The organism is Methylocystis sp. Se48, assembly GCF_056269425.1.
The window spans coordinates 2,506,762-2,527,575 of sequence record NZ_CM149850.1; the positions used below are offsets into that span (position 1 = coordinate 2,506,762).

17 protein-coding genes are annotated in these 20,814 nt (G+C 63.9%); 10 read left to right on the forward strand and 7 right to left on the reverse strand.

Annotation, left to right across the window (positions count from 1 at the left end; genetic code table 11):
* Positions 1-57 precede the first annotated feature (57 nt).
* Together ACV959_RS12365 and ACV959_RS12370 are read left to right on the forward strand one after the other, a co-directional pair.
* Complete coding sequence (locus tag ACV959_RS12365) at positions 58-1,299, forward strand: glycosyltransferase (protein ID WP_475736888.1); 1,242 nt, start codon at positions 58-60, stop codon at positions 1,297-1,299.
* Complete coding sequence (locus ACV959_RS12370) at positions 1,296-2,579, forward strand: O-antigen ligase family protein (protein WP_475736889.1); 1,284 nt, start codon at positions 1,296-1,298, stop codon at positions 2,577-2,579. The genes ACV959_RS12365 and ACV959_RS12370 overlap by 4 nt, the downstream gene beginning before the upstream one ends.
* On the opposite strand, the gene uvrA is transcribed toward ACV959_RS12370, so the two are convergent.
* Positions 2,536-5,511 (reverse strand): excinuclease ABC subunit UvrA, encoded by a 2,976-nt coding sequence (gene uvrA, locus ACV959_RS12375; protein WP_475736890.1) that lies wholly within the window; start codon positions 5,509-5,511, stop codon positions 2,536-2,538. The genes ACV959_RS12370 and uvrA overlap by 44 nt on opposite strands.
* A 135-nt stretch (positions 5,512-5,646) precedes the next feature.
* Here uvrA and dctA point away from each other — a divergent pair, with 135 nt between their 5' ends.
* The 7 genes from dctA (at position 5,647) to ACV959_RS12410 (ending at position 12,965) form a co-directional block, all read left to right on the forward strand.
* The gene (gene dctA, locus ACV959_RS12380) at positions 5,647-6,954 is read left to right on the forward strand and encodes a C4-dicarboxylate transporter DctA (RefSeq protein WP_475736891.1); all 1,308 of its coding nucleotides are present in this window, start codon (positions 5,647-5,649) and stop codon (positions 6,952-6,954) included.
* A gap of 149 nt (positions 6,955-7,103) precedes the next feature.
* Complete coding sequence (gene ssb / locus ACV959_RS12385) at positions 7,104-7,622, forward strand: single-stranded DNA-binding protein (protein WP_475736892.1); 519 nt, start codon at positions 7,104-7,106, stop codon at positions 7,620-7,622.
* Positions 7,623-8,163: 541 nt separating this feature from the next.
* On the forward strand, positions 8,164-8,805 hold the full coding sequence (locus ACV959_RS12390; protein WP_475736893.1) for a TadE/TadG family type IV pilus assembly protein: 642 nt from the start codon (positions 8,164-8,166) through the stop codon (positions 8,803-8,805).
* Between the two features lies 1 nt (position 8,806).
* Positions 8,807-9,466 (forward strand): TadE/TadG family type IV pilus assembly protein, encoded by a 660-nt coding sequence (locus ACV959_RS12395; RefSeq protein WP_475736894.1) that lies wholly within the window; start codon positions 8,807-8,809, stop codon positions 9,464-9,466.
* Between the two features lie 9 nt (positions 9,467-9,475).
* Positions 9,476-10,924, forward strand: a complete 1,449-nt coding sequence (locus ACV959_RS12400; protein WP_475736895.1) for a pilus assembly protein TadG-related protein — start codon at positions 9,476-9,478, stop codon at positions 10,922-10,924.
* Between the two features lie 121 nt (positions 10,925-11,045).
* A complete protein-coding gene (locus ACV959_RS12405) occupies positions 11,046-11,279 on the forward strand; it encodes a hypothetical protein (protein ID WP_475736896.1) in 234 nt (77 codons plus the stop codon).
* 99 nt (positions 11,280-11,378) lie between these two features.
* Entirely contained in the window at positions 11,379-12,965 is a 1,587-nt protein-coding gene (locus ACV959_RS12410) for an OpgD/OpgG family glucan biosynthesis protein (RefSeq protein ID WP_475736897.1), read from the forward strand.
* A gap of 9 nt (positions 12,966-12,974) precedes the next feature.
* On the opposite strand, the gene ACV959_RS12415 is transcribed toward ACV959_RS12410, so the two are convergent.
* From ACV959_RS12415 to ACV959_RS12435, 5 genes are all read right to left on the reverse strand, one after another.
* Entirely contained in the window at positions 12,975-14,354 is a 1,380-nt protein-coding gene (locus ACV959_RS12415) for a glycosyltransferase family 4 protein (protein WP_475736898.1), read from the reverse strand.
* A gap of 18 nt (positions 14,355-14,372) precedes the next feature.
* Positions 14,373-15,083, reverse strand: a complete 711-nt coding sequence (locus ACV959_RS12420) for an FkbM family methyltransferase (protein WP_475736899.1) — start codon at positions 15,081-15,083, stop codon at positions 14,373-14,375.
* 22 nt (positions 15,084-15,105) lie between these two features.
* Entirely contained in the window at positions 15,106-16,038 is a 933-nt protein-coding gene (locus tag ACV959_RS12425; protein WP_475736900.1) for an FkbM family methyltransferase, read from the reverse strand.
* Between the two features lie 86 nt (positions 16,039-16,124).
* Positions 16,125-16,829, reverse strand: a complete 705-nt coding sequence (locus ACV959_RS12430; protein ID WP_475736901.1) for a hypothetical protein — start codon at positions 16,827-16,829, stop codon at positions 16,125-16,127.
* A gap of 165 nt (positions 16,830-16,994) precedes the next feature.
* On the reverse strand, positions 16,995-17,942 hold the full coding sequence (locus ACV959_RS12435) for a hypothetical protein (RefSeq protein ID WP_475736902.1): 948 nt from the start codon (positions 17,940-17,942) through the stop codon (positions 16,995-16,997).
* Between the two features lie 225 nt (positions 17,943-18,167).
* On the opposite strand from ACV959_RS12435, the gene ACV959_RS12440 reads away from it, so the two are divergent.
* Positions 18,168-19,799, forward strand: a complete 1,632-nt coding sequence (locus ACV959_RS12440) for a glycosyltransferase (protein WP_475736903.1) — start codon at positions 18,168-18,170, stop codon at positions 19,797-19,799.
* A gap of 15 nt (positions 19,800-19,814) precedes the next feature.
* Here ACV959_RS12440 and fcl read toward each other — a convergent pair whose 3' ends face one another.
* The gene (fcl, locus tag ACV959_RS12445; protein ID WP_475736904.1) at positions 19,815-20,747 is read right to left on the reverse strand and encodes a GDP-L-fucose synthase; all 933 of its coding nucleotides are present in this window, start codon (positions 20,745-20,747) and stop codon (positions 19,815-19,817) included.
* Positions 20,748-20,814 lie beyond the last annotated feature (67 nt).

Consider the following 20,814-nt stretch of genomic DNA (forward strand, 5'->3'; position numbering starts at 1 on the left):
TCAAAACCCGGGAGCGACATACGCAATCTTAACCATGTCCGGCGAAGATCATGCCGGATGTGGCTTCGCTCGGCGAGCGCTTTTGTCCTCGTTGACCGCGAGGCCAGGGGCGCGCACGACGAAGTCGTGCTGAGGTTTGTCGCTCGCAAGATGCGCATTTGCCACGTCATCGAATCCTCTAGCGGAGGAAGCAGCCGGGTCGTCGCAGGGCTTTTGCGCGACCAGGTCGAGGCTGGCCATGACGTCACGCTGATCTACTCCCCGGTCCGCGCCGAGGCGCAGTTCACCGACGCGGTCGCGGAGATCGGCGGGGCGTTGCGAGTGCGCGCCCTCCCCATGTATCGGGAGGTCGGACCCCACGATGCGGTCTCCGGCTGGCGGCTGTTGCGCGTCCTGCGGGAACTCGGCCCCTTCGACGTCGTTCACGGACACAGCTCGAAAGCCGGGGCGCTCGCGCGCCTCGCCGGCCTGTTCCTCGACAAGACGGTGGTCGTCTACACGCCGCACGCCTTCGTCACGCTCGCGCCCGATGCGAGCCGCCTCTACGGCGTCGTCGAATGGGCCGCGAGCTGGTTTTGCGATGCGATCATCCTGGGATCGAGACAGGAATACGCCCATGCGCGCGAGGCGCTGCATCTGCCGGCCTCGCGCCTGCGGCTCATCCAATTGGGCGTCGATTTCACCCATACGCCGGATCGCCAAAAAGCCCGCGCGGCGCTCGGGCTCTCGCCGGACGCGTTCGTCGTCGGTTTTGTCGGACGCATGGCGCCGCAGAAGAATCCGCTGCGCCTCGCCCGGGTTTTCGGCCTGACGGCCGGCGCGAGGCCGGACCTTCGCTTTGTCGCCGTCGGCAACGGCGAATTGCTGGACGTATTTTCTGCTGAGTTGCACGCCCAGCGGGTGGCGGAAGCGACCACGCTCGCGCCCCACGCCGACGGGCGCGAAATGATGGCGGCGTTCGACTGCCTGGTCTGCGTCAGCGACTATGAGTCCTTCGGGCTCATCTTCCCCGAGGCGCTGGCCGCCGGCGTGCCGATCGTCTCACCGCCTGTGGGCGTGGCGCCCGAGGCCGTCGTCGCGGGCGAAACCGGCGTCCTCACCAGCTTCGAGCCAGATGACATCGCCCGCGGCGTGTTGGAAATAGCGGCGATGACGCCCGACGAACGACGCCGGATGGCGGCGGCCTGCCGCGAGAAAGCCGGCGCTTTCGACGCCGCCACGACCGCGGCGAAAACCCGCGAACTTTATGAGGAACTAACGGCGCGCAAGACGGGCCGGCGCACGGACGAAAAGCCATGACGGACGCGGCGACGAGAGGCGAGTGTGTTCGCGCGCCGCTGACCTTCGACTATGAAAAGCTCGTCGGCTTTTTCGTCTTCGTCTTCGTCGCCTGCGGCGCGATCGGCGTCATCGAACCTTCCCCTTACGACTTCGCGTCGCTGATCGCGATGCCGCTGTGGTTCGTCGGCGGCTTTTCCATCCACCGAAGCTTCTTGGTCTTCGCCTTCATCATCATCGTTTACACGATCACCGGCTTTCTCGCGCTGATCCCCTATTGGGATAGCCCGGATTCGTCGCTCTATCAGTATCAGTCCGCCTATCTGGTGCTGACTGGCCTCTTCTATGCCCTTTACATGGGCAATCGCACCGTCGCGCGCGTCGAATTGTGCCTTAAGGCCTATACCGCCGGCTGCCTCATCGCGGCGTTCACGGGCATTCTCGGCTATTTCGACGTCGCCGGCCTCGGCGGCGAGATTTTCGCTCACGCCGGCCGCGCCTCCGGAACCTTCAAGGATCCGAACGTTCTCGGCTCCTATCTCATCCTCGCGATCAATTATCTCGCGCTCAATCTCACGCTTGGACGGGCGCGAAGCATCCTTCTGACCTCGGCGCTGCTGCTCGTGGTCTTCGCCGGGATGTTTCTCTCCTTTTCGCGCGGCTCCTATGGCGCGACGGTCTTTTCATTCGGGCTGATGATCGCGTCGGTCTTCTTCACGACGAAAGACCTGCGCATGAAGCGCCGCATCCTCGTCGCCACGGCCGGCGCCGTCGCGATGGTGGCCATCGTGGTGGTGGCGCTGCTGTCCGTTCCGGAGACTCGGGAGTTTTTCGCGCAACGCACGGCCGCAACCCAGGATTACGACGAGGGCGCGACCGGCCGCTTCGGCAATCAGATCCGCTCCATCCCCATGCTGCTCGAACGTTTCATGGGATTCGGCCCGCTACGCTTCCGCCTCGTCTTCGACCTCGAGCCGCACAATTCCTACGTCGGCGCCTTCGCCAACAACGGCTGGATCGGCGGCTTTCTTTTTTTTCTGCTCATCGGCGTGACGGTCTACATCGGCCTGCGCCTGATGTTCACCATTTCGCCCTACCAGCGTCAGGCGCAGGTCGTCGCGCCGACCCTCTTCGCCCTTTTCCTTCAGGGCTTCCAGATCGACATCGACCACTGGCGCTTCGTCTTCTTCATGCTCGGCGCCGTATGGGGGCTCGAGGCGTCGCGCGAGCGGTGGATCGAACGGGGCGCGGCGTCGATCATTCCACCTTCGCGCTCCGCCGCGCGGGCTTCTTCTCCGTAGCGAGCGGGCGACGCGCCATCGCCTCGGCCAGATAGCGGCCGGTGTGGCTGCGCTTCTCCTTGACGATGTCCGAAGGCGGCCCGGCCGCGACGATCTCGCCGCCGCCGTCGCCGCCCTCCGGACCCATGTCGATGATCCAGTCAGCCGTCTTGATGACTTCGAGATTGTGCTCGATCACGACGACGGTGTTGCCCTGCTCCACCAGTTCGTGCAGCACTTCGAGCAGCTTCGCCACATCGTGAAAATGCAGACCCGTCGTGGGCTCGTCGAGAATGTAGAGCGTGCGGCCGGTCGAGCGGCGCGACAATTCCTTGGCGAGCTTCACGCGCTGCGCCTCGCCGCCCGAGAGCGTCGTCGCCTGCTGGCCGACATGAATATAGTCGAGGCCGACGCGTTTGAGCGTCTCCATCTTGTCGCGAATGGCGGGCACGGCCTTGAAGAGCGTCGCCGCCTCCTCCACCGTCATGTCCAGCACGTCGGCGATGGATTTCTCGCGATATTTCACTTCCAGCGTTTCCCGATCGTAGCGTTTGCCCTTGCACACGTCGCAAGTGACATAGACGTCCGGCAGGAAGTGCATCTCGATCTTGATGACGCCGTCGCCCTGACAGGCTTCGCAGCGCCCGCCCTTCACATTGAAGGAGAAGCGCCCGGGCGCATAGCCGCGCGCCTTCGCCTCGGGCAGGCCCGCGAACCATTCGCGGATCGGCGTGAAGGCGCCTGTGTAGGTCGCGGGATTGGAGCGCGGCGTGCGGCCGATGGGCGACTGGTCGATGTCGATGATCTTGTCGATATGTTCCAGCCCTTCGAGCCGGTCATGCGGCGCGGGAACTTCATGCGCATTGTTGAGTCGTCGCGCGACCGCCTTGTAAAGCGTCTCGATGACGAGCGTCGACTTGCCGCCGCCGGAGACGCCCGTCACGGCCGTAAAGAGCCCCAGCGGAATTTGCGCGTTGACGTTTTTGAGATTATTGCCGCGCGCGCCTGAGAGCTTGAGCCAGCGGCCCGCCATAGGCTTGCGCAGCGTATGGGCGAGACGCACCTGCTTCGCGCCAGTGAGATATTGACCCGTGAGCGACGCAGGATTGTCCATGATCTCCTGCGGCGTGCCCTGCGCGACGATCTTGCCGCCATGAATGCCGGCGCCGGGGCCGACGTCGACGACATAATCGGCGGCAAGGATCGCGTCCTCGTCATGCTCCACGACGATGACGCTGTTGCCGAGATTGCGCAGGCGCCGCAGCGTGTCGAGCAACCGGTCGTTGTCGCGCTGATGAAGGCCGATCGACGGCTCGTCCAGCACATACAAAACGCCCGTGAGGCCCGAGCCGATCTGCGAGGCGAGACGGATGCGCTGGCTCTCGCCGCCCGAAAGCGTGCCCGAGCTGCGCGAGAGCGTCAGATAATCGAGTCCAACATCGACGAGGAAAGTAAGACGCTCGCGTATCTCCTTAAGGATGCGATAGGCGATCTCGTTCTTCTTCTTGTCGAGCAAGCCCGGCAACTTCGATATCCATTCCAGCGCCGCGCGCACGGAAAGCTCCGAGACTTCGCCAATATGCTTACCGGCGATTTTCACCGCGAGCGCTTCCGGCTTCAGGCGGAAGCCTTCACAGGCGAGGCAGGGCGTCGCCGACATGAAGCGCCCGATCTCCTCGCGCGCCCATTCGCTTTCCGTCTCCATGAAACGGCGTTCGAGATTGACGACGACGCCCTCGAAGGGCTTCTTCACGTCATAGACGCGGAAGCCGTCGTCATAGGAGAATTTGATCTCCTCGCTGCCGGAGCCGAAAAGAATGACATTCTTCGCCTTCTCGGGCAGGTTCTCCCAGGACGTGTCCAGCTTGAACTTGTAATGCCGCCCCAGCGCTTCGAGCGTTTGCATGTAATAGGGCGAGGATGATTTCGCCCAGGGCGCGACGGCGCCCTTGCGCAGGGTCGTCTTCGGATTGGGGATGACGAGATCGGCGTCGACCTTCTGCTCGCAGCCAATGCCGCCGCAGGCAGGACAGGCGCCGAAGGGATTGTTGAAGGAGAAAAGCCGCGGCTCGATTTCGGGGATGGTGAAGCCCGATACGGGACAGGCGAATTTCGACGAGAAGACGATATGACCCGGCGCATAATGCATGGAGACATTGGCCGACGCCTGCGCCAGCGCCAATTCCGCGCCCGCCTTGGCGTCGGCGAATTCGATCACCGCCAGCCCGCCCGACAGATCCAGCGCCGTCTCGAAACTGTCGGCGAGGCGCGCGGAAATGTCCTTGCGCACGACGATGCGGTCCACCACGACGTCGATATCGTGCTTCAATTTCTTGTCGAGCGCGGGCGCGTCGGCGATCTCGTAATAGGTTCCGTCGATCTTCAGGCGCTGGAAGCCGCGCCGCGTGAATTCGGCGATCTCCTTCTTGTATTCGCCCTTGCGGCCGCGCACGATGGGCGCGAGCAGATAGAGGCGGGACCCCTCCGGCAAAGCGAGCACGCGGTCGACCATCTGCGAAACGGTCTGGCTCTCGATCGGCAGGCCTGTCGCCGGCGAATATGGCGTACCCACGCGCGCCCAGAGCAGGCGCATGTAATCGTGGATCTCCGTCACCGTGCCGACGGTGGAGCGCGGGTTCTTGGAGGTCGTCTTCTGCTCGATGGAGATGGCCGGCGAAAGCCCGTCGATCTGGTCGACATCGGGCTTCTGCATCATCTCCAGAAACTGGCGCGCATAAGCCGAGAGCGACTCGACATAGCGGCGCTGGCCTTCGGCGTAGATCGTGTCGAAAGCCAGCGACGACTTGCCCGACCCCGACAGCCCCGTGAACACGACGAATTTGTCGCGCGGGATCGTCAGATCGACGTTCTTGAGATTGTGCTCGCGCGCGCCGCGGATGGAGATCGTTTTCGCGTCGTCGAAAACGCGATCGACCGCCGCGGCGGATTTCATGTTGTTGCTCGCCATATGGAGAAAACTTGCATGTTCGGCGCCGGCGCCCGACGCCTGCCCTTTCCTGCCACGGACGGGGCCGCAAATCCACTGGCGGCCGTTGCCGGAGGGCGTGGGCGGGACTACACGGGGGACATGACCAACGCCCCGCGGAAAACGCCCCTCCATCGCCTGCTCTATGTGCAGGTGCTCGCAGCCATCGCGCTCGGCGCGCTTTTCGGCTTCTTGGCGCCTAAGATGGCCTCCGCCGCCTGGGTGAAGGCGCTGGGCGAGGGTTTCGTCAAGCTCATCAAAATGGTCATTGCGCCGATCATCTTCTGCACGGTCGTCTCGGGCGTCGCCCATATCGAGGACGCCAGGAAGGTGGGGCGGGTGGGTCTCAAGGCGCTGATCTATTTCGAGATCGTCTCGACCTTCGCGCTCGCGCTCGGCCTGCTCGTCGGCAATGTGCTGAAGCCCGGCGGCGACTTCGCGGGCAAGGCCGACGCCGCAGCGATCGCGAAATATACGGACGCGGCGGCGCATCGCAGCGGCGTCGATTTCCTGCTCGACGTCATCCCCGACAGCGCCGTCGGCGCCTTCGCGAGGGGCGAAATCCTCCAGGTGCTGCTTTTCTCGCTGCTCTTCGGCTTCGCGCTCCTCTCGCTCGGCGAGCGCGGCCGGCCGATGCGGATCTGGGTGGACGAGGCAGGCCGCGTCATGTTCGCCCTCATCGGCATCGTGATGAAGACCGCGCCCATCGGCGCCTTCGGAGCCATGGCCTATACGGTCGGAAAATACGGGTCCGCGGCGCTTCTCTCGCTCGGCGGGCTCATCGGCGCCTTCTATCTCACCTCTGCGCTGTTCGTGGCCGTCGTGCTGGGGACCGTTGCCGCGGCGACAGGCTTCAACATTTTCCGCTTTCTCGCCTATCTCAAGGACGAATTGCTGATCGTGCTCGGCACATCGTCGTCGGAAAGCGCCCTGCCCGCCCTGATGGGAAAGCTCCAGCGTCTCGGCTGCTCCCGGTCGGTCGTCGGCCTTGTGGTGCCCACGGGCTACAGCTTCAATCTCGACGGCACGAATATCTACATGACGCTCACGACGCTCTTCATCGCCCGGGCGATGGGCGCCGAGCTGGATTTCGGTCATCAGGCGACGATCCTCGTCGTCGCCATGCTGACGTCGAAGGGCGCGAGCGGCGTCTCCGGGGCCGGGTTCGTCACGCTCGCGGCGACGCTCACCGCCGTTGATCCCGCGCTGGCGCCAGGCATGTCCTTCGTTCTCGGCATTGACAAATTCATGAGCGAATGTCGCGCGCTGACCAATTTCATCGGCAATGGCGTCGCAACCGTCGTTGTCTCCGCCTGGGAGGGCGAACTGGATCGCGAGAAACTGACGGCAGGGCTGTCGCGAGGCGCCGAGACGCCCTCCGCCGCCGAAGCGCCTGGCACGGCGGACTGAACGGCTTGCGCGCTCCGCGCGCCGGTGCTAGAACAAAAAACGAACAATGTTTCGGCCGCGCCGCATGATCTGTGGACAAGCGCATCAGGCGCGTCGGGCGCGGGCGCGTCTGGGTTAATGTGCCGCGCGTCGAGCAAGCGGAGAGAGTCATGGCGGGCAGCGTCAACAAGGTCATTCTGGTCGGCAATCTGGGCCGCGATCCGGAAGTCCGGACCTTTCCCTCGGGCGACCGCGTCGTTTCCTTCTCGCTCGCCACCACCGAATCCTGGCGCGACAAGAATACGGGCGAGCGCAAGGACCGCACCGAGTGGCACAGCGTCCAGATCTTCAACGAGGCCTTGGGCAAGATCGCCGAGCAATATTGCCGCAAGGGCTCCAAGATCTATATCGAAGGCCAGCTTCAGACCCGCGAATTTACGGACAAGGACGGCAATCAAAGAAAGATCACCGAGGTCGTGGTGCCGCGTTTCCGGGGCGAGATGACGCTTCTCGACAGCAAGGGCGGCGGCCGTGGCGAGGGGGATTACGAGGGCGGCGGCTATGGCCAAAGCGGCGGCTCCTTCGGCCGCTCCTCGCCGATGGAGCGGGCGCCCGTCGAGCGCCGACCAGCCCAAGCGAGCGGCGGCGGCCGTCTTTCCGAACAACTCGACGACGATATTCCGTTCTGAGGTTTTCCGCGGCGGGCGCCGCCCGCGTTTCTCGCGATCATGTGTTCCGCCGCCAGCCTCGGCTCGCATCGTCTCGGGGCGGGGCTGTCGTCACGCTGGCCGGCGAGGCGCCCTGCGCGCCGGCCATCCCGCGCACGGCTGGATAATGGTCCGGACGCCGGCGCCGCTAGGGAGCGCGCTGTCCGCCCGGCGCCGCTGAGGCCTTGGCTCGCTTTTCGCGCACTGGTTGCATAGAAAGCGCTATCTATCGCTCCCCGCAATCCACATCATTTTTTCGCGCGGCGTCGCCTCCCCCTTGATCCTCCCGCAAATCAACGGCCCAGCCAGCGGTGAATTTAACGTTAAGGCCAGTTGCATCAAAACTATTCTCAATTGTCTCGAAGATTCGAAGATCGAAAAAAGAATTCGTTAAGGAAACGCTAACACTCTCGCGCGTCATCAGGCGGTTGTTCCCGGGGTCCCGAACGGGCCGAAACCGCCGGAATTTCTAGGGAGCGCGCCGCGATCGACCGCGCTCCCCGCTGATGAACGAGAGCGAAAAATGATCGAACGCGTTAACGAAACCCTTCAGCGCCGCAGCGGCGCAAAAGCGCGCAATTGCGTCGATTTCGTTCACGACTCCCACGGCTTCGCGGCGGTGGAGTTCGGCCTTGTCGCGCTTCCCTTCCTGCTGCTGGTCGTCGCGATTCTCGAATACGCCTACGGCAATTTCGCCCAGTCGCGGCTGGACGCCGTCGTGCAGCAGACCGCCCGGCAGATCATGACCGGCTATGTACAGAACCAGTCCGTCTCCGGCAAAGCGCTCGACGCCGCCCAGTTCCGCGCGCAGATCATGTGCCCCAAGCTCCCGGCGCTGATGAGCTGCGACGACCTTTACGTGGACGTGCAGGCCTTCGACGCGCCGGCCAGCGGCGGCGCGCCGGCGACGACGCCCTATCAGAACTACGTCAACGCCGCGAAGAGCGGGTTGAAGCCGCCGCAACTCGACAACGCCAAGAACGCTTACTGCGTCGGCGGCCCCAAGAAATATGTGGTGCTGCGCGCGGCCTACCCCGCCCCGCTCCTCACCACAGCGCTGCTGTTCCCCAATTCGACCATCTACAAGGGCCGCAAGACCCGCCTCGTCCAGTCGACGGCGACGTTCAAGAACGAGCCGTTCCCCACCTCCAACGTCGGGTGCTGACATGACGCGCGCGAAAGCCATGATCCACAAGAACCTTCTCTCCGAAGACCGCGGCTTTGCAGCCGTCGAATTCGGCCTGGCCCTGCCCGTCCTGGGCCTGATGCTGCTCGGCTTCATCGAACTCGACCGCTACGCCTGGGCCGCGCGCCAGCTCGAAAACGCCGCGAACTCGATCGCGCAAATGCTGTCGCAATCCCAGAAGGTCGAACCGGCCGACATGAAATATGCGCAGGACTCGGTGATGGTCCTGTTTCCCCGCGCGTTGCAGGACAGTGCGCGGCTCGGCCAGAAATGGAGCGACAACATCAAGGTCGGGATGTCGACCGTCGGCTTCGCGCCGACGACCCCCGGTTGCGTCTCCGGCTGCGCCTATCTCGCGAAAGTCGCGTGGAGCGGCGGCTCCGATCGTCGGCCCTGCAATACCTTGTTGGCGCCCGTGCCGAACGCCACGACGCCGAGCCCCACCACCCTGCCGACGGATGTCTTCGGCCCAAACTCGGTCATCGTCGTCGATCTCACCTACGCCTATCGGCCGCTGTTCGCCGCCAAGATTTTCGGCCCCCTCACGATCAAGCGGTCCAGCTATCTGCAGCCGCGTTACGTGAACAATCTGCCTTACGCAGTCGCCGCCGGCGACTCCTTCGTCACCACCTGTGCCTGAGAGCGTGCCATGCGTAATCCTGTGAAGCTCCCCGATTTCTCGCGCGACGAAAACGGCGCAGTCGCGATCGCGATGGGACTCGCGGTCATCCCGCTGGTTCTGGCCTCCGGTCTCGCCGCCGACTACGCCATTCTGCAAACCGCCAAATCGCGTCTCGACGCCTCCGCCGACGCGGCGGCGCTGGCGGCCATCAAGACGGCGCAAAACACCATCGCCGAACTCTCCGTCTCGAACCCGAACCCCAAGCCGCAGGCGATCGCCGCGGCGCGGGCGCAGGCGGAAAAGTCTTTTTTCGCCCAGGCCGGCAAGCGCGCCTCCGACCTTCTGGCGAAGCCGACGATCAATGTGACGATCAACGGCCAGGACGTCTCGGCCACCGTCGCCTACAACGCGGCCATGCCCTCGAATTTCGGCAAGATCGCCGGCGTCAAGCTGATGAATTACAACGGCGGCGCGGGCGCGCAGCTCAAGATGGCGAAGTTTCTGGATTTCTACCTGCTGCTCGACGTTTCCGGCTCCATGGGCCTTCCCTCGACGCCCGCGGGCGAGGCGGCCCTCGCCGCGAAGAACCCCGACGATCTGGCGCAATATCCCACTGGCTGCCGCTTCGCCTGCCATTTCCCCTGGTCGCAGGGCTACAACGTCTCGCGCGCGAACAACATCCAGCTCCGCATCGACGCCGTCGGCGCGGCGGTGGCGCAATTGATGAAAAAGGCGCAAGAGACCGCGACCCTGCCCAAGCAGTATCGGGTGGGCGTCTATCCGTTCATCACCCACGTCAACGCCTTCGTCGACCTCACCGACAATCTGCGCGGCGACCAGTATTCGGTCGAGACGGCGATCAATTACAATTCCGCGACGGGAACGACCGACTTCGGCAAACTGCTGGACTTCGGCGACGACAAGGTCTTCGCCCGCAATCTCAATCCGAATTACAAGGCCAATCCCAACATTCCCGCAGATACTGTCCCGATGGGGTCGGGCGGCACGCATATCACCAACATCTTCCAGGAAATCAACGCCAAAATCGCGACGGTGGGCGACGGCTCGGGCGCCTCGACGTCGCAGCCTTTCGTCTTCTTCGTCTCGGACGGCATGCAGAACAGCCAGCGCTTCGACACGTCGACAGGCGCCTGGCCGGGCGTCACGCCCTATCCGACCCCACCCGGCGTGACCGTCTCGATCCGCGCCATGGACCCGACGCTGTGCGGCGTCCTCAAGGCGCGCGGCGTCACGGTCTCCGTGCTGGAGATCCCCTACCCGACCTTCAGCAATCCGAAGCCCTTCGCCTCCTATCAGGAGTTCAAGGCCAACGACGCAGCTCCCCATCTCCCCTCTGCGATGCAGGCCTGCGCCTCGCCGGGCTTCTACCGCAAGGCCGACACGCCGGCCGACATTGCGGCGGCGATGCAGGACATGTTCGCGCAGGCCGTGCAATCGGCCCGCCTGACGCATTGACGCGCCCCCCGCCGGCCCCATCGGGGCCGGTATTGCCTTGCAATGCCCTTTGCTATAGCAGGACTGTCGCAAAACGCGGCCCGCCGCGTCCCCTCCGGGCGCAACCCTCGAGAGCAGCGACATGAGCCAGAAGCCGATCAACTTCCTGCATCTTTCCACGCTGATCGCCGTCGCGATCCTCGTCGGAACGGAGCTTGTCGGCGCTTCCTGGGCTGCGGGTTGGGCGCTCGGCGGCCTTTTCCAGCTCGACCCGATGGTGAGCCGGGCGCTCGAAGTCCTCTTCTCGCTCATCGGCCTCGTCGGTCTGTATTTCTTCATGCGGACCGCGATCCGCAACGAGCCCATCCGCGGCTGACACTGGGAAGCCTGGCCTCCTTACGCTCCTAAGGCTTTCCGCCCCCGCCGTCGCCGCGTTGCGCCAGCATGGCGACGTCGTTTTCACAGGGATTTCGAGATGATCGACAAGCAGGATCGCCGTTCCTTTCTCAAGGTCGCGGCGGCGACCGGCGCACTCGGCGCCGTCGGCGCCCGCCCCGCGGAGGCCGAGGCCTCCCGCATCTCCAACCTAAAGCTCGGCGAAGCGCAACCCTTCTCCTTCGAGGCGCTGAAGCAGGAAGCGCGGCGGCTCATCAAGGAGCCCTATCGCAAGCCAAATATCCCCTCGCCCGAAATCACCTCGCAGATCGACTACGAGAAATGGGGCGAGATCACCTACAACACCGATCACGCGCTCTTCGCGGACACGAAAGAGCGATTTCCGATCGAGTTCTTTCACCTCGGCATGTTCTTCAAAAAGGCCGTGCGCATTCACGCGGTCGAAAATGGCATGGCGCGCGAAGTGCTGTACGACACGAGCTACTTCAACATGCCGGAGGACTCCATCGCCCGGAAATTGCCGGCGGGCGCGGGCTTCGCGGGCTTCCGCATCCAGGAATCGAAGGACGGTCCGCTCGACTGGAAGAAGAACGACTGGGTGGCCTTCCTCGGCGCCTCCTATTTCCGCGCCATCGGCGAATTGCGCCAGTACGGCCTCTCGGCGCGCGGGGTCGCGCTCGACACCTGGCAGGCCGGCTCAAACGAGGAATTTCCCGACTTCACCCACATCTATATCGGGCCGGAGACCGCCGACGGCGTCGTCCTGCACGCCCTGCTGGAAGGCCCCTCGATCGTCGGCGCCTATAAATTCCTGATGACGCGCGGCAGGGGCGTCGTCATGGACATCGACTGCGCGCTTTATCTGCGCGGCTCCTTCACACGGTTCGGCGTCGCGCCGCTGACATCAATGTATTGGTTTTCGGAGACGAAGAAGCCGACGGCGGTGGATTGGCGCCCGGAGGTGCACGACTCGGACGGGCTTTCCATGTGGACCGGAACGGGCGAGCGGCTGTGGCGTCCGCTCAACAATCCGGATCGCGTGATGGCTTCCGCCTTCGGCGACAATAATCCGAAGGGCTTCGGCCTGATGCAGCGCGACCGCAATTACGACCATTATCTCGACAACGTCTTCTACGACCGTCGCCCGAGCGTGTGGGTCGAACCCAAGGGCGACTGGGGCAAGGGCGCCATTCACCTCATCGAAATCCCGACGGACGACGAAATTCACGACAATATCGTCTGCGTCTGGGTGCCGGAGAAAAAGGCCGTTCCGGGAGCCGAGTTCGAATTCTCCTACCGTTTGCATTGGCTCGCGGACGAGCCCTATCCGACGCAGCTCGCGCGGTGCGTCGGGACGCGACTGGGCAATGGCGGCCAGCCGGGCAAGCCGCGCCCCAAGGGCGTGCGCAAGTTCATGGTGGAGTTTCTGGGCGGGCCGCTCGAGAAACTTCCTTTTGGCGTGAAGCCGGAGCCCGTGCTCTGGGCCTCGCGGGGAAGCTTCTCCTACATCTATACGGAAGCGGTTTTCGACGGCGTGCCCGGCCACTGGCGCGCGCAATTCGACCTGACCGTGGACGGAACGGACCCGGTCGAAATGCGCCTCTATCTCAAGAATGGCGACACGATTCTCTCGGAGAACTGGCTGTATCAGTATCACCCGTTCTGAGCGCGCGTCTCAGTCCATCCGGGTCTGGAAGCCATTCTCGCGCACGATGGCGACAAGTTGTTGCGCCGACTCCCGCCAGCTCGTGCACGCAATGACCGGCGCGACCGGCTTTTCAGCGAGCCCGGCGCGCATCTGCGCGGCGAGATCGTCGGCGTCGAGCAAGGCGAAATAGCGCGCGCTATCGCCCGCGACCTCGTGAAAAACCGGTATGTCGGTCGCGATGACCGGCGCGCCGTAATTCGCAGCCTCGACAATGGGGAGGCCGAAGCCCTCCGCGACCGAGGCGAGAACGAGCGACCGCGTGTGCGAATAGAGCAGCGCAAGATCTGCGTCGCCGGCGCGCTGAAGCCAGAAGAGACGCCGCCCGAACTCGGGATGGCGGCGCAAGCGCTTCTCGAAATGGCGCATGCCCCAGCCGCGCCCGCCGACGATGACATAAGCGAAATCGAGGCCCTCGCCCCATAGACGCTCCAGCGCCTCCAGCACGACAGGATAACCCTTGCGCGGTTCTACCGTGCCGACGCCAAGGAAATATGGTTTGGCGCCGGAGGCGATGCGCTCCGCCTGTTCGGACGGCTTTCCCGTCGTCGCCGGCGAGAAGTCGGCGCCGAGCCGCCACCAGCCGATCGGAAATCCCGGAACCGAAAGATCATGCGCGAGAAGATAGTCGCGCAGGCTGTCCGCCACGGCGCGCGAATCCGCCACGACGCCGTTGCTCTTCAGCACGATGCGGTCGAGCCAGACTCGGAACCGCGCGCTCAAATCTGCCGGGAAGGCGTTCGGATACAGCAGCGGCAGGATATCGTAGAGACAGACGACGCTGCGCCCGCCCCTCGCCTTCACCTCTTCGAGAATGGGGAGATATTCTTCCGTGTGGTTCCAGCTCGCGTCGAGCATCAGGAAGATGTCGCCGTCGGCGATCTCGACGACATCCCGAACGTCGGGATGCGGATAATAGGAAAACAGCCTGCCGTTGTGGATCGCGACGGGAATTCCCGCGCCGATTTCCCACGCATGGCGCGCAATCTCGCGCACGACGCGCTGAATGCCCGTCCCCTTGCCGGAGCGCAAGGTGCTCGTCATGTCGAGCAACAGGCGCGGTTTGGATAAAAGCCGCCCTTCAGGCGATGCGTCCGGCCGGTCGGACGTCCGCCATGCCGGGAGCCTGTTCTTTCGCGCACGATAATCAGGAAAAAGGCGCGCCTGCGCGTTTCTCAGCAGACGCGAAATCGTCCAGTAGAGTTCCTTGACGCGCAGCACGACGAGATTTCGCGCGCGTTTGTAAGCCTGTTCGACGGGCGTCGCGCCGATCTCGTCGACCAGTTCTCGCTCATTCAGCGCGCGCAGATAGGCGGCGATGGCTTCGTCGGATGTCTTCCCGGAGGTCATACGCGCCTCGGCGCTGCGTCAATCTTGGCGGTCGTTCCGCTTCGAGGTTCGCTCGAAGAGGATATCGTAATAACTGCCCAGACTGGGATGCGTTGCGAATTTGTCCTGCCGCACGAGGCTGAAGCCATGCGCGCCGAGAAAGTCGGTCAAGGAGGCGACGGTCGCGCAATTTTCGTAGGATTCGAAATCAGCCGCCTCGGTCTTGATGTAGTCGAAACGATCGAGAAGATCTCCCGCTCCTTGCAGGATCATCAGTTCGGAGCCCTGCGTATCCATCACGAGCGCGTCATAAGCGGACGGGTCGACGCCATGCGCCGCGAGCGCCGTTCGGAGCGTAGCGGATTCCATCTCGATCTCTTCGACGTATTCGACCTCGGGCCAGATGTCCTTATGATATTTCAGCTCCAGGATCGACGACGAGGCGCCGTTGTTGTTCGCGACGCGGAAAACATATTTCTGACCGTCGCAGTCGGTGAGAAGCGCGCGAATGGCCATCTGGTCAGGATAAGGCGCGATATTGGCCTTGAGCTCCTCGAAAACGTCAGGCAGCGCCTCGACCCACACGACGGGCAGACCGAGCCGGGCGTAGGTTTCGCGTTCCTGACCGGAATTTGCGCCGACATGCAGCACGCCCCTGCAGGCGCCGAGGAAACGGTCCTCCTGCGCCACCGGAGCCTCTGGTTGACGCGCCCAAAGGGTCGACAGTTTCTTTCGCAAAGCTTCGAACATGTCGTCTCCTCGGTCGAGCGGCTTATCCGTCGCCGCGGGGACGCCGATCGTTGTCGCGCGACCACGCGAGACGCGCGCCCGACGACGTCATCGCGTCGCGCAACGCCTTCTTAAACGCCCGCCAATGCTTGAACAACCGAAACAGGGCGGCTTCGAGCGGCGAATATGCCGACGGGAATTTCCGAAGCGGAGCCGGGAGCATCTGAACGTCATTATCGTCGATATCAAGATCATGCCATGGCATCCGTCGATTTCCGTGCAGGAAAATCGTTCCGTCGAACCCCTGGAACAGGAACGTCAGCTGACTGAGATCCCGCCGCAGGACGAAGGGCGAATTGTCGGCGATCTCCAGATTCGGAAAGAGATCGTCCCGCACGAAAAAGGCGTTGAACTGCAGGACGCACGCCAGTTGATAGCCCTTGGACGTCGCGAGCGCCGTGAGGGCGGACAAGCTCGAGCCCTGATTTACGTTGGGATCGGGCTGCTGAACGAAATGGCATTCCGTCGGAATCGTCGGATTGAACTCGATCACGACGAGCTTCGGCCGGTATTGCCGGACCGCGTTCCATACGTGATAGTCATTGCCGTCGATATCGATGGACAGAAAATCGAAATCCGCGGGTATCGGCGTCTTGCGAAGCAAGGAGTCGAGGCCGGTCGCCTCGTCAAAACCGACGAAGGCGTTCAGCGGAAAAATCCGGTTATTGCCCTCGTAGAATTTTCCGAGCGCGGCGCAACGCGCCGCGTCTCCTTCGATCAAGACGGCCCGGTAATCCTGCGTCTCGATCAGATTGCGCGTATTGCTGAGATGCTGGCCATCCCAGGCGCCGAACTCGACGCACCAGCGATCGCGTTCTCCGATCCTCGATAGGATCGCTTCTATGATTCCGTCCTCGCCGGTCTGCGAATAGACGTCGGCTTTATGTTCGAGAAGCCAAGCGGAGTCCCGCGCCATAGGTCGATACTTCCTCTACCGGTTTCGCTTCGAACCGGGTTGCGACTCGCGTCGGAAGCCGGCGCCGGGTCCCCAGCCCTAGGGGGTCAGACTGCTCGAAGCAAGGGCAATGAGGATAGTTTCGCGCCATGCTGAGCGGCTTTGGCGAGCACGACGCATCCGCGCAACGCCCCTGATTCCGCGCTCGATGGCGTCGACGGATAAAAGGCGGCCAGACCGTGCGCCTGAAGCGCGGGCGCGATATAGTCCGCGTTGAGGGCTTTGCCCGGACCGTAATCGTCATAGCCATAGCCGTCGTCGCCCGGCACGGCGAAATCGTCGATCATGACGATCGCGTCGGGGCAGCGCGAAAAAATGATGTCGATCTCCTCCGCAAGCGGCAAATCCTCGCCCCAGTGCGCGTCGAGATAGAAGAAAGGATTGGACCCATGATTCGTCCACATGGGACCGTCCAGCAGTTCGCGAAGCACCGCCCGGCTGTCGCCATTCATGATTTTCACATTGCCGTCTCGCCGCAGTCGCATGCGCGAGAAGCCATAGGCGTGGAGATCGAGTTCCGCGCTGAAGACCGGCAATCCGGTCTTGGCGAAGAATTCGGTCGTCGACCCGCGATAGGCGCCAGTCTCCACGATGGCCCAAGGGCGGAACGCTTCCACGAGGGACAGGAACAACGACTTGCGCGCGCGTTGGTTATTGAACGGGCCGCCCCAGGGATCCCGCAAATCCGGGCGCCTGTGATAATCCCACGCGCCCTGCGCGATAGCGCGCCATCGTTTCAAGCTGTCTAGCATTTATGCTCCGGCTTCGTCGCCCTGATGTCATTGTGCCCGGGTCTTGGCCCGGGAGGCCGCGGGGAAAGGATCGCCGCGCGGATTCGACGATTACTTTAGCTGACCGCAAGCTGCTGTCCAAGCGCCGGTTTCTGCGGGGAGGACGGACGCGCGGGCGCCCCGTCCTCAGCCGCGTCGATTCGCGCCAAGCCAGCTCACTATGCGCCGCAAGGGATTTTCACGACCCGCCGCCGTCCCTGCAGCCGGCGGAGTCGGCGGGGCGGGCGTCGCGAGCGCGTTCAGAACGCCGGCGAACAAGTCGTCGATCGAGGCCGCCTCCGGCCGCCATAGCGGCTCACGCGCCCGTAGCCAGGCGAAAATCCGCTGGCTGAATCCGTAGACTTCCAGCTCCTCGGGCGCCTGCGGCATGGCCGCGAAAGCCGCCGCGAGTTCGGGATCGTCCGGCGCGCGCGCGCCGTCGCGCACATAGGCGAGCAATCGGCGGCATTTTTCGATCCAGCCCTCCTTGTTCCAGGCGAGTTCATGATCGAGGTGCACGAGCATCGGCGCCGGCAATGTCCGCGGTTCGACGCCGCCGAGATGAAAGGCGAGCGGCAGCCAGTAATCCCACCATGTGTCGCCGATGCGCCAGCTCTCGTCCCGTTTCAGGGCGCCGAGCGCGCCGGTGGGGAAAAAGAAGGCGTCGAAACCGTAACAATGCTGGCCGGTGGGACGCAGCGTTTGGCGATCCAGATTGATCCGCTCGACGATCGCTACGCTTTTCAGACCTTCCGAAAGACGCTCCGCGAGGCCCGTCTGCGGAATCATCAGGCAATCCGCGTTGACGACGCCGGCCGTCGCCGCGCCGCTGTCTTTCGCCGCGTCGAGAAAATCGACGATGCGCGGGCGCTCGACGCCCGGCGGCAGCTCGATGAAATCGACGCCCGCCGGGTAGGATCGACGAAGGTCGACGAGTTCGGCCGCGCCGTTGAGGCTGATGACGCGGAATCCGCTCCGCCGCCAGGATTCAATGCAGGCCGCCTGCCAGGCGTCGCCGTAATCGCGGCCATTCACCGGGCGTCGCACGCGGGGAGGGATGGACGTGAAGAGAGGGATCTTCGATGCGTAGGGCATTTTCCCTTTCCCGTCGAACGCCGCCAATTGCGCCGCGCGCGTAATTATCCCGCCCTGTCCAGGCCGTCGAGCGGCCGCCGCGACCGGATCGACGGGTTGACGGCTGAAAGATCGACGCCTTACTGCTTTCCCCCGGCAAAACTGGGGACAAATTGCGTCCGATCGTTGAGCGGGGAATGACAGGTGCGCCCGAGAATACTCTTCGCGTCGCGGTTTCGGGGCTCGATGTTCGTTTCCGACCTCCGGCGCGCGCTGGCCGAGACAGAACCTCGCGCAGGCGAATCGTTCCGGCCCATTCTGCTCGTCGGCTTGCCGCGCCTGGCCAGCTTGCTCGCGCCGCTTCTCGGCAAAAGACTGACGCTGGTGCTGGACGGCGCCGAGACGCTCGACGATAAACTCGAGGATCGGCTTCGCGCCGTGCGCGTCGCGAGCTTCTCGTTCGAGACCTATTCGAAACTGCGCCGTCGCGGCGTCGACGCCGCCTTTTTCGATTGGGCTCCCACCGTCGTCGAAGACGACGCGCCTTTGCGTCAGGGCAGATTCCTCGAAAGCGGGCTCGACGCCGAAAGACGCCCGGCGTTGCGGGATCTCTCCTACCTCCTTTCAAAGCCGCTCTGGCTGGCGGCGCTCCTCAGCCTCTTTGCGCGCCCGCGCCGTCCGTCGGGCGTCATCCGCGCCACGGCCGCCGAGGCGGCGCAGCGCGGCGCCGTCTATGTCGCCTCTCCGGGAGCGGGCGGATTGAATGGCGATTTTCTGGAGGCGATGGCGCGCGGCGTCGTCGTCTATGGGCCGGACCGGCGACTTTTCAGGCAATTCATCACCCACGGCGTTTCGGGACTCCTCGCGAGCGGGAGCCTCGCGCCGCCCGCGGAACGCGGCCAAGCCATCGGAGCCATGGCCCGCCGCGTGACAACGCGAGCCCGCCGGCGCTTCGAGGCGGATCAGGCCCGGCTGCGCGCCTTTGTCGCGGGACGGCCGCTGGAGCGCCGCACGATCGCGCAGGTCGAGTGGCCGGCGGCGCCCACGGGGGCGGAAGCGCCGCCCGAACAGGCGACGGAAGGCGGCAAGCGGTCGCGCGGCGACGTCCGCCAGGATCGACCCGGCGCGCCGCTCATTACGGTCGCCATTGTCGTACGGAATGCGCGGGAGCGTTTCGCGCCCACGCTCATGTCCGTGCTCGCCCAGGATTATCCCAATCTCGAAATCGTCGCGGTCGACGGCGCCTCGACCGACGGCACCCGCGACGAAATCGCCGCGCGCGACGCGCTTCTCGACTACTGGGTCAGCGCACGGGACAACGGCCCCTACGACGGCATGAACAAGGCCGCCCGCCTCGCCCGCGGGCGATTCCTGATCTTCATGAACGCCGGTGATTTCTTTCCTCATGAATCCGCGATTTCGGAGGCCTTCGAGGATGCGGACATGTTCGAGGCCGACGTGGTGGTCGGCCATCACGTCTATGTCGAGGCAAGCGGCGTCGAATGTCTCCACAAGGGCGCGAGCTTCGACGAAACATGGAGCATTCTGCGGTCCGGCGACATCAGCTGGCCATGGCTCGCCGGCATCCCCTGCGGACAGGCGGTTTTTATCCGAAGCCAGCTGCTGCGCGAACAGCCGTTCGATCCGGCTTACCGCATCGCGGCCGACCACGCCTTTCTCTATGAGGCCAAAAGGCGCGGCCGCCGATTCGCGCATTGCGACAGCGTCATCGGAGTCTATACGAGCGGCGGTCTTTCAGGCTCCGACGACCGCAAGACGTCCAAGGAATTGCGTCGTCTGGCGCTGACTTACGGTCCGCGCGACAAAATCGACGCCTGGTTCAGCGTCAACATGCCCTACGCCTTCGAGCCGGACTGACGGCGCGAAGATGGCCTAACGCGACGCCTGCGCGACATTCTCCAGATACCAGCCATAGGCGGACCTCAGCCCGTCTTCGAGCGAAATCTCCGGCTTCCAGCCCAGCGCGCGAATGCGGCTCGAATCCATGATTTTGCGCGGCGTGCCATCGGGCTTCGTCGTGTCGAAGGTCAATGCGCCCTTGTAGCCCACGACGTCGGCGATCGTCTCCGCGATTTCCCGGATCGTCACGTCGAACCCTGCGCCGCAGTTGATGTGCTCATATTCGTCGTAGTTGTCGAGACAGAAGACGACGCCCCTCGCGAGATCGTCGACATGAAGAAATTCGCGCAGCGGCGTTCCCGTGCCCCAAACGACGACCTCGGGAGCTCCCTCCAGCTTCGCCTGATGGAATTTGCGCATCAGCGCAGGGATCACATGGCTCGTCTCGAGGTCGAAATTGTCGTTCGGTCCGTAAAGATTGCACGGCATGACCGAAATGTATCGGCGCCCGTGCTGCTGTCGATAGGCCTGGCAGCTCATGATTCCCGCAATCTTGGCGATCGCGTACCACTGGTTCGTTGGCTCGAGCGGCCCCGTCATCAGCGCGGATTCGGCGATCGGCTGCGGCGCGAATTTGGGATAGATGCAGGAGGAGCCCAAAAACACCAGCCGATCGACGCCCGCCTTGTGCGCGCCGTGGATGACGTTGGTCTGGATCGTGAGATTGTCGTAAATGAAATCCGCGGGATAGGTGCTGTTGGCGAGAATGCCGCCGACCTTCGCCGCTGCAAAGATGATCGCGGTCGGTTGATTGGCCCGGAGCCAGAACTCCACCTCGGGCTGCCGTCGAAGGTCGAGCACGGAACGGTCGACCGTAATGACCTTCCGGCCCTGCGATTCGAGAAGGCGGGTAATCGCGGAGCCGACCATGCCGCGGTGCCCGGCCACCCAGATACGCTCCTCCATCGAATTCGGCTCCCTTTTTCCATTCTTTCCGGGCGGCGAGAGCCTGCGCCTCCCGCCCGAAACAGGA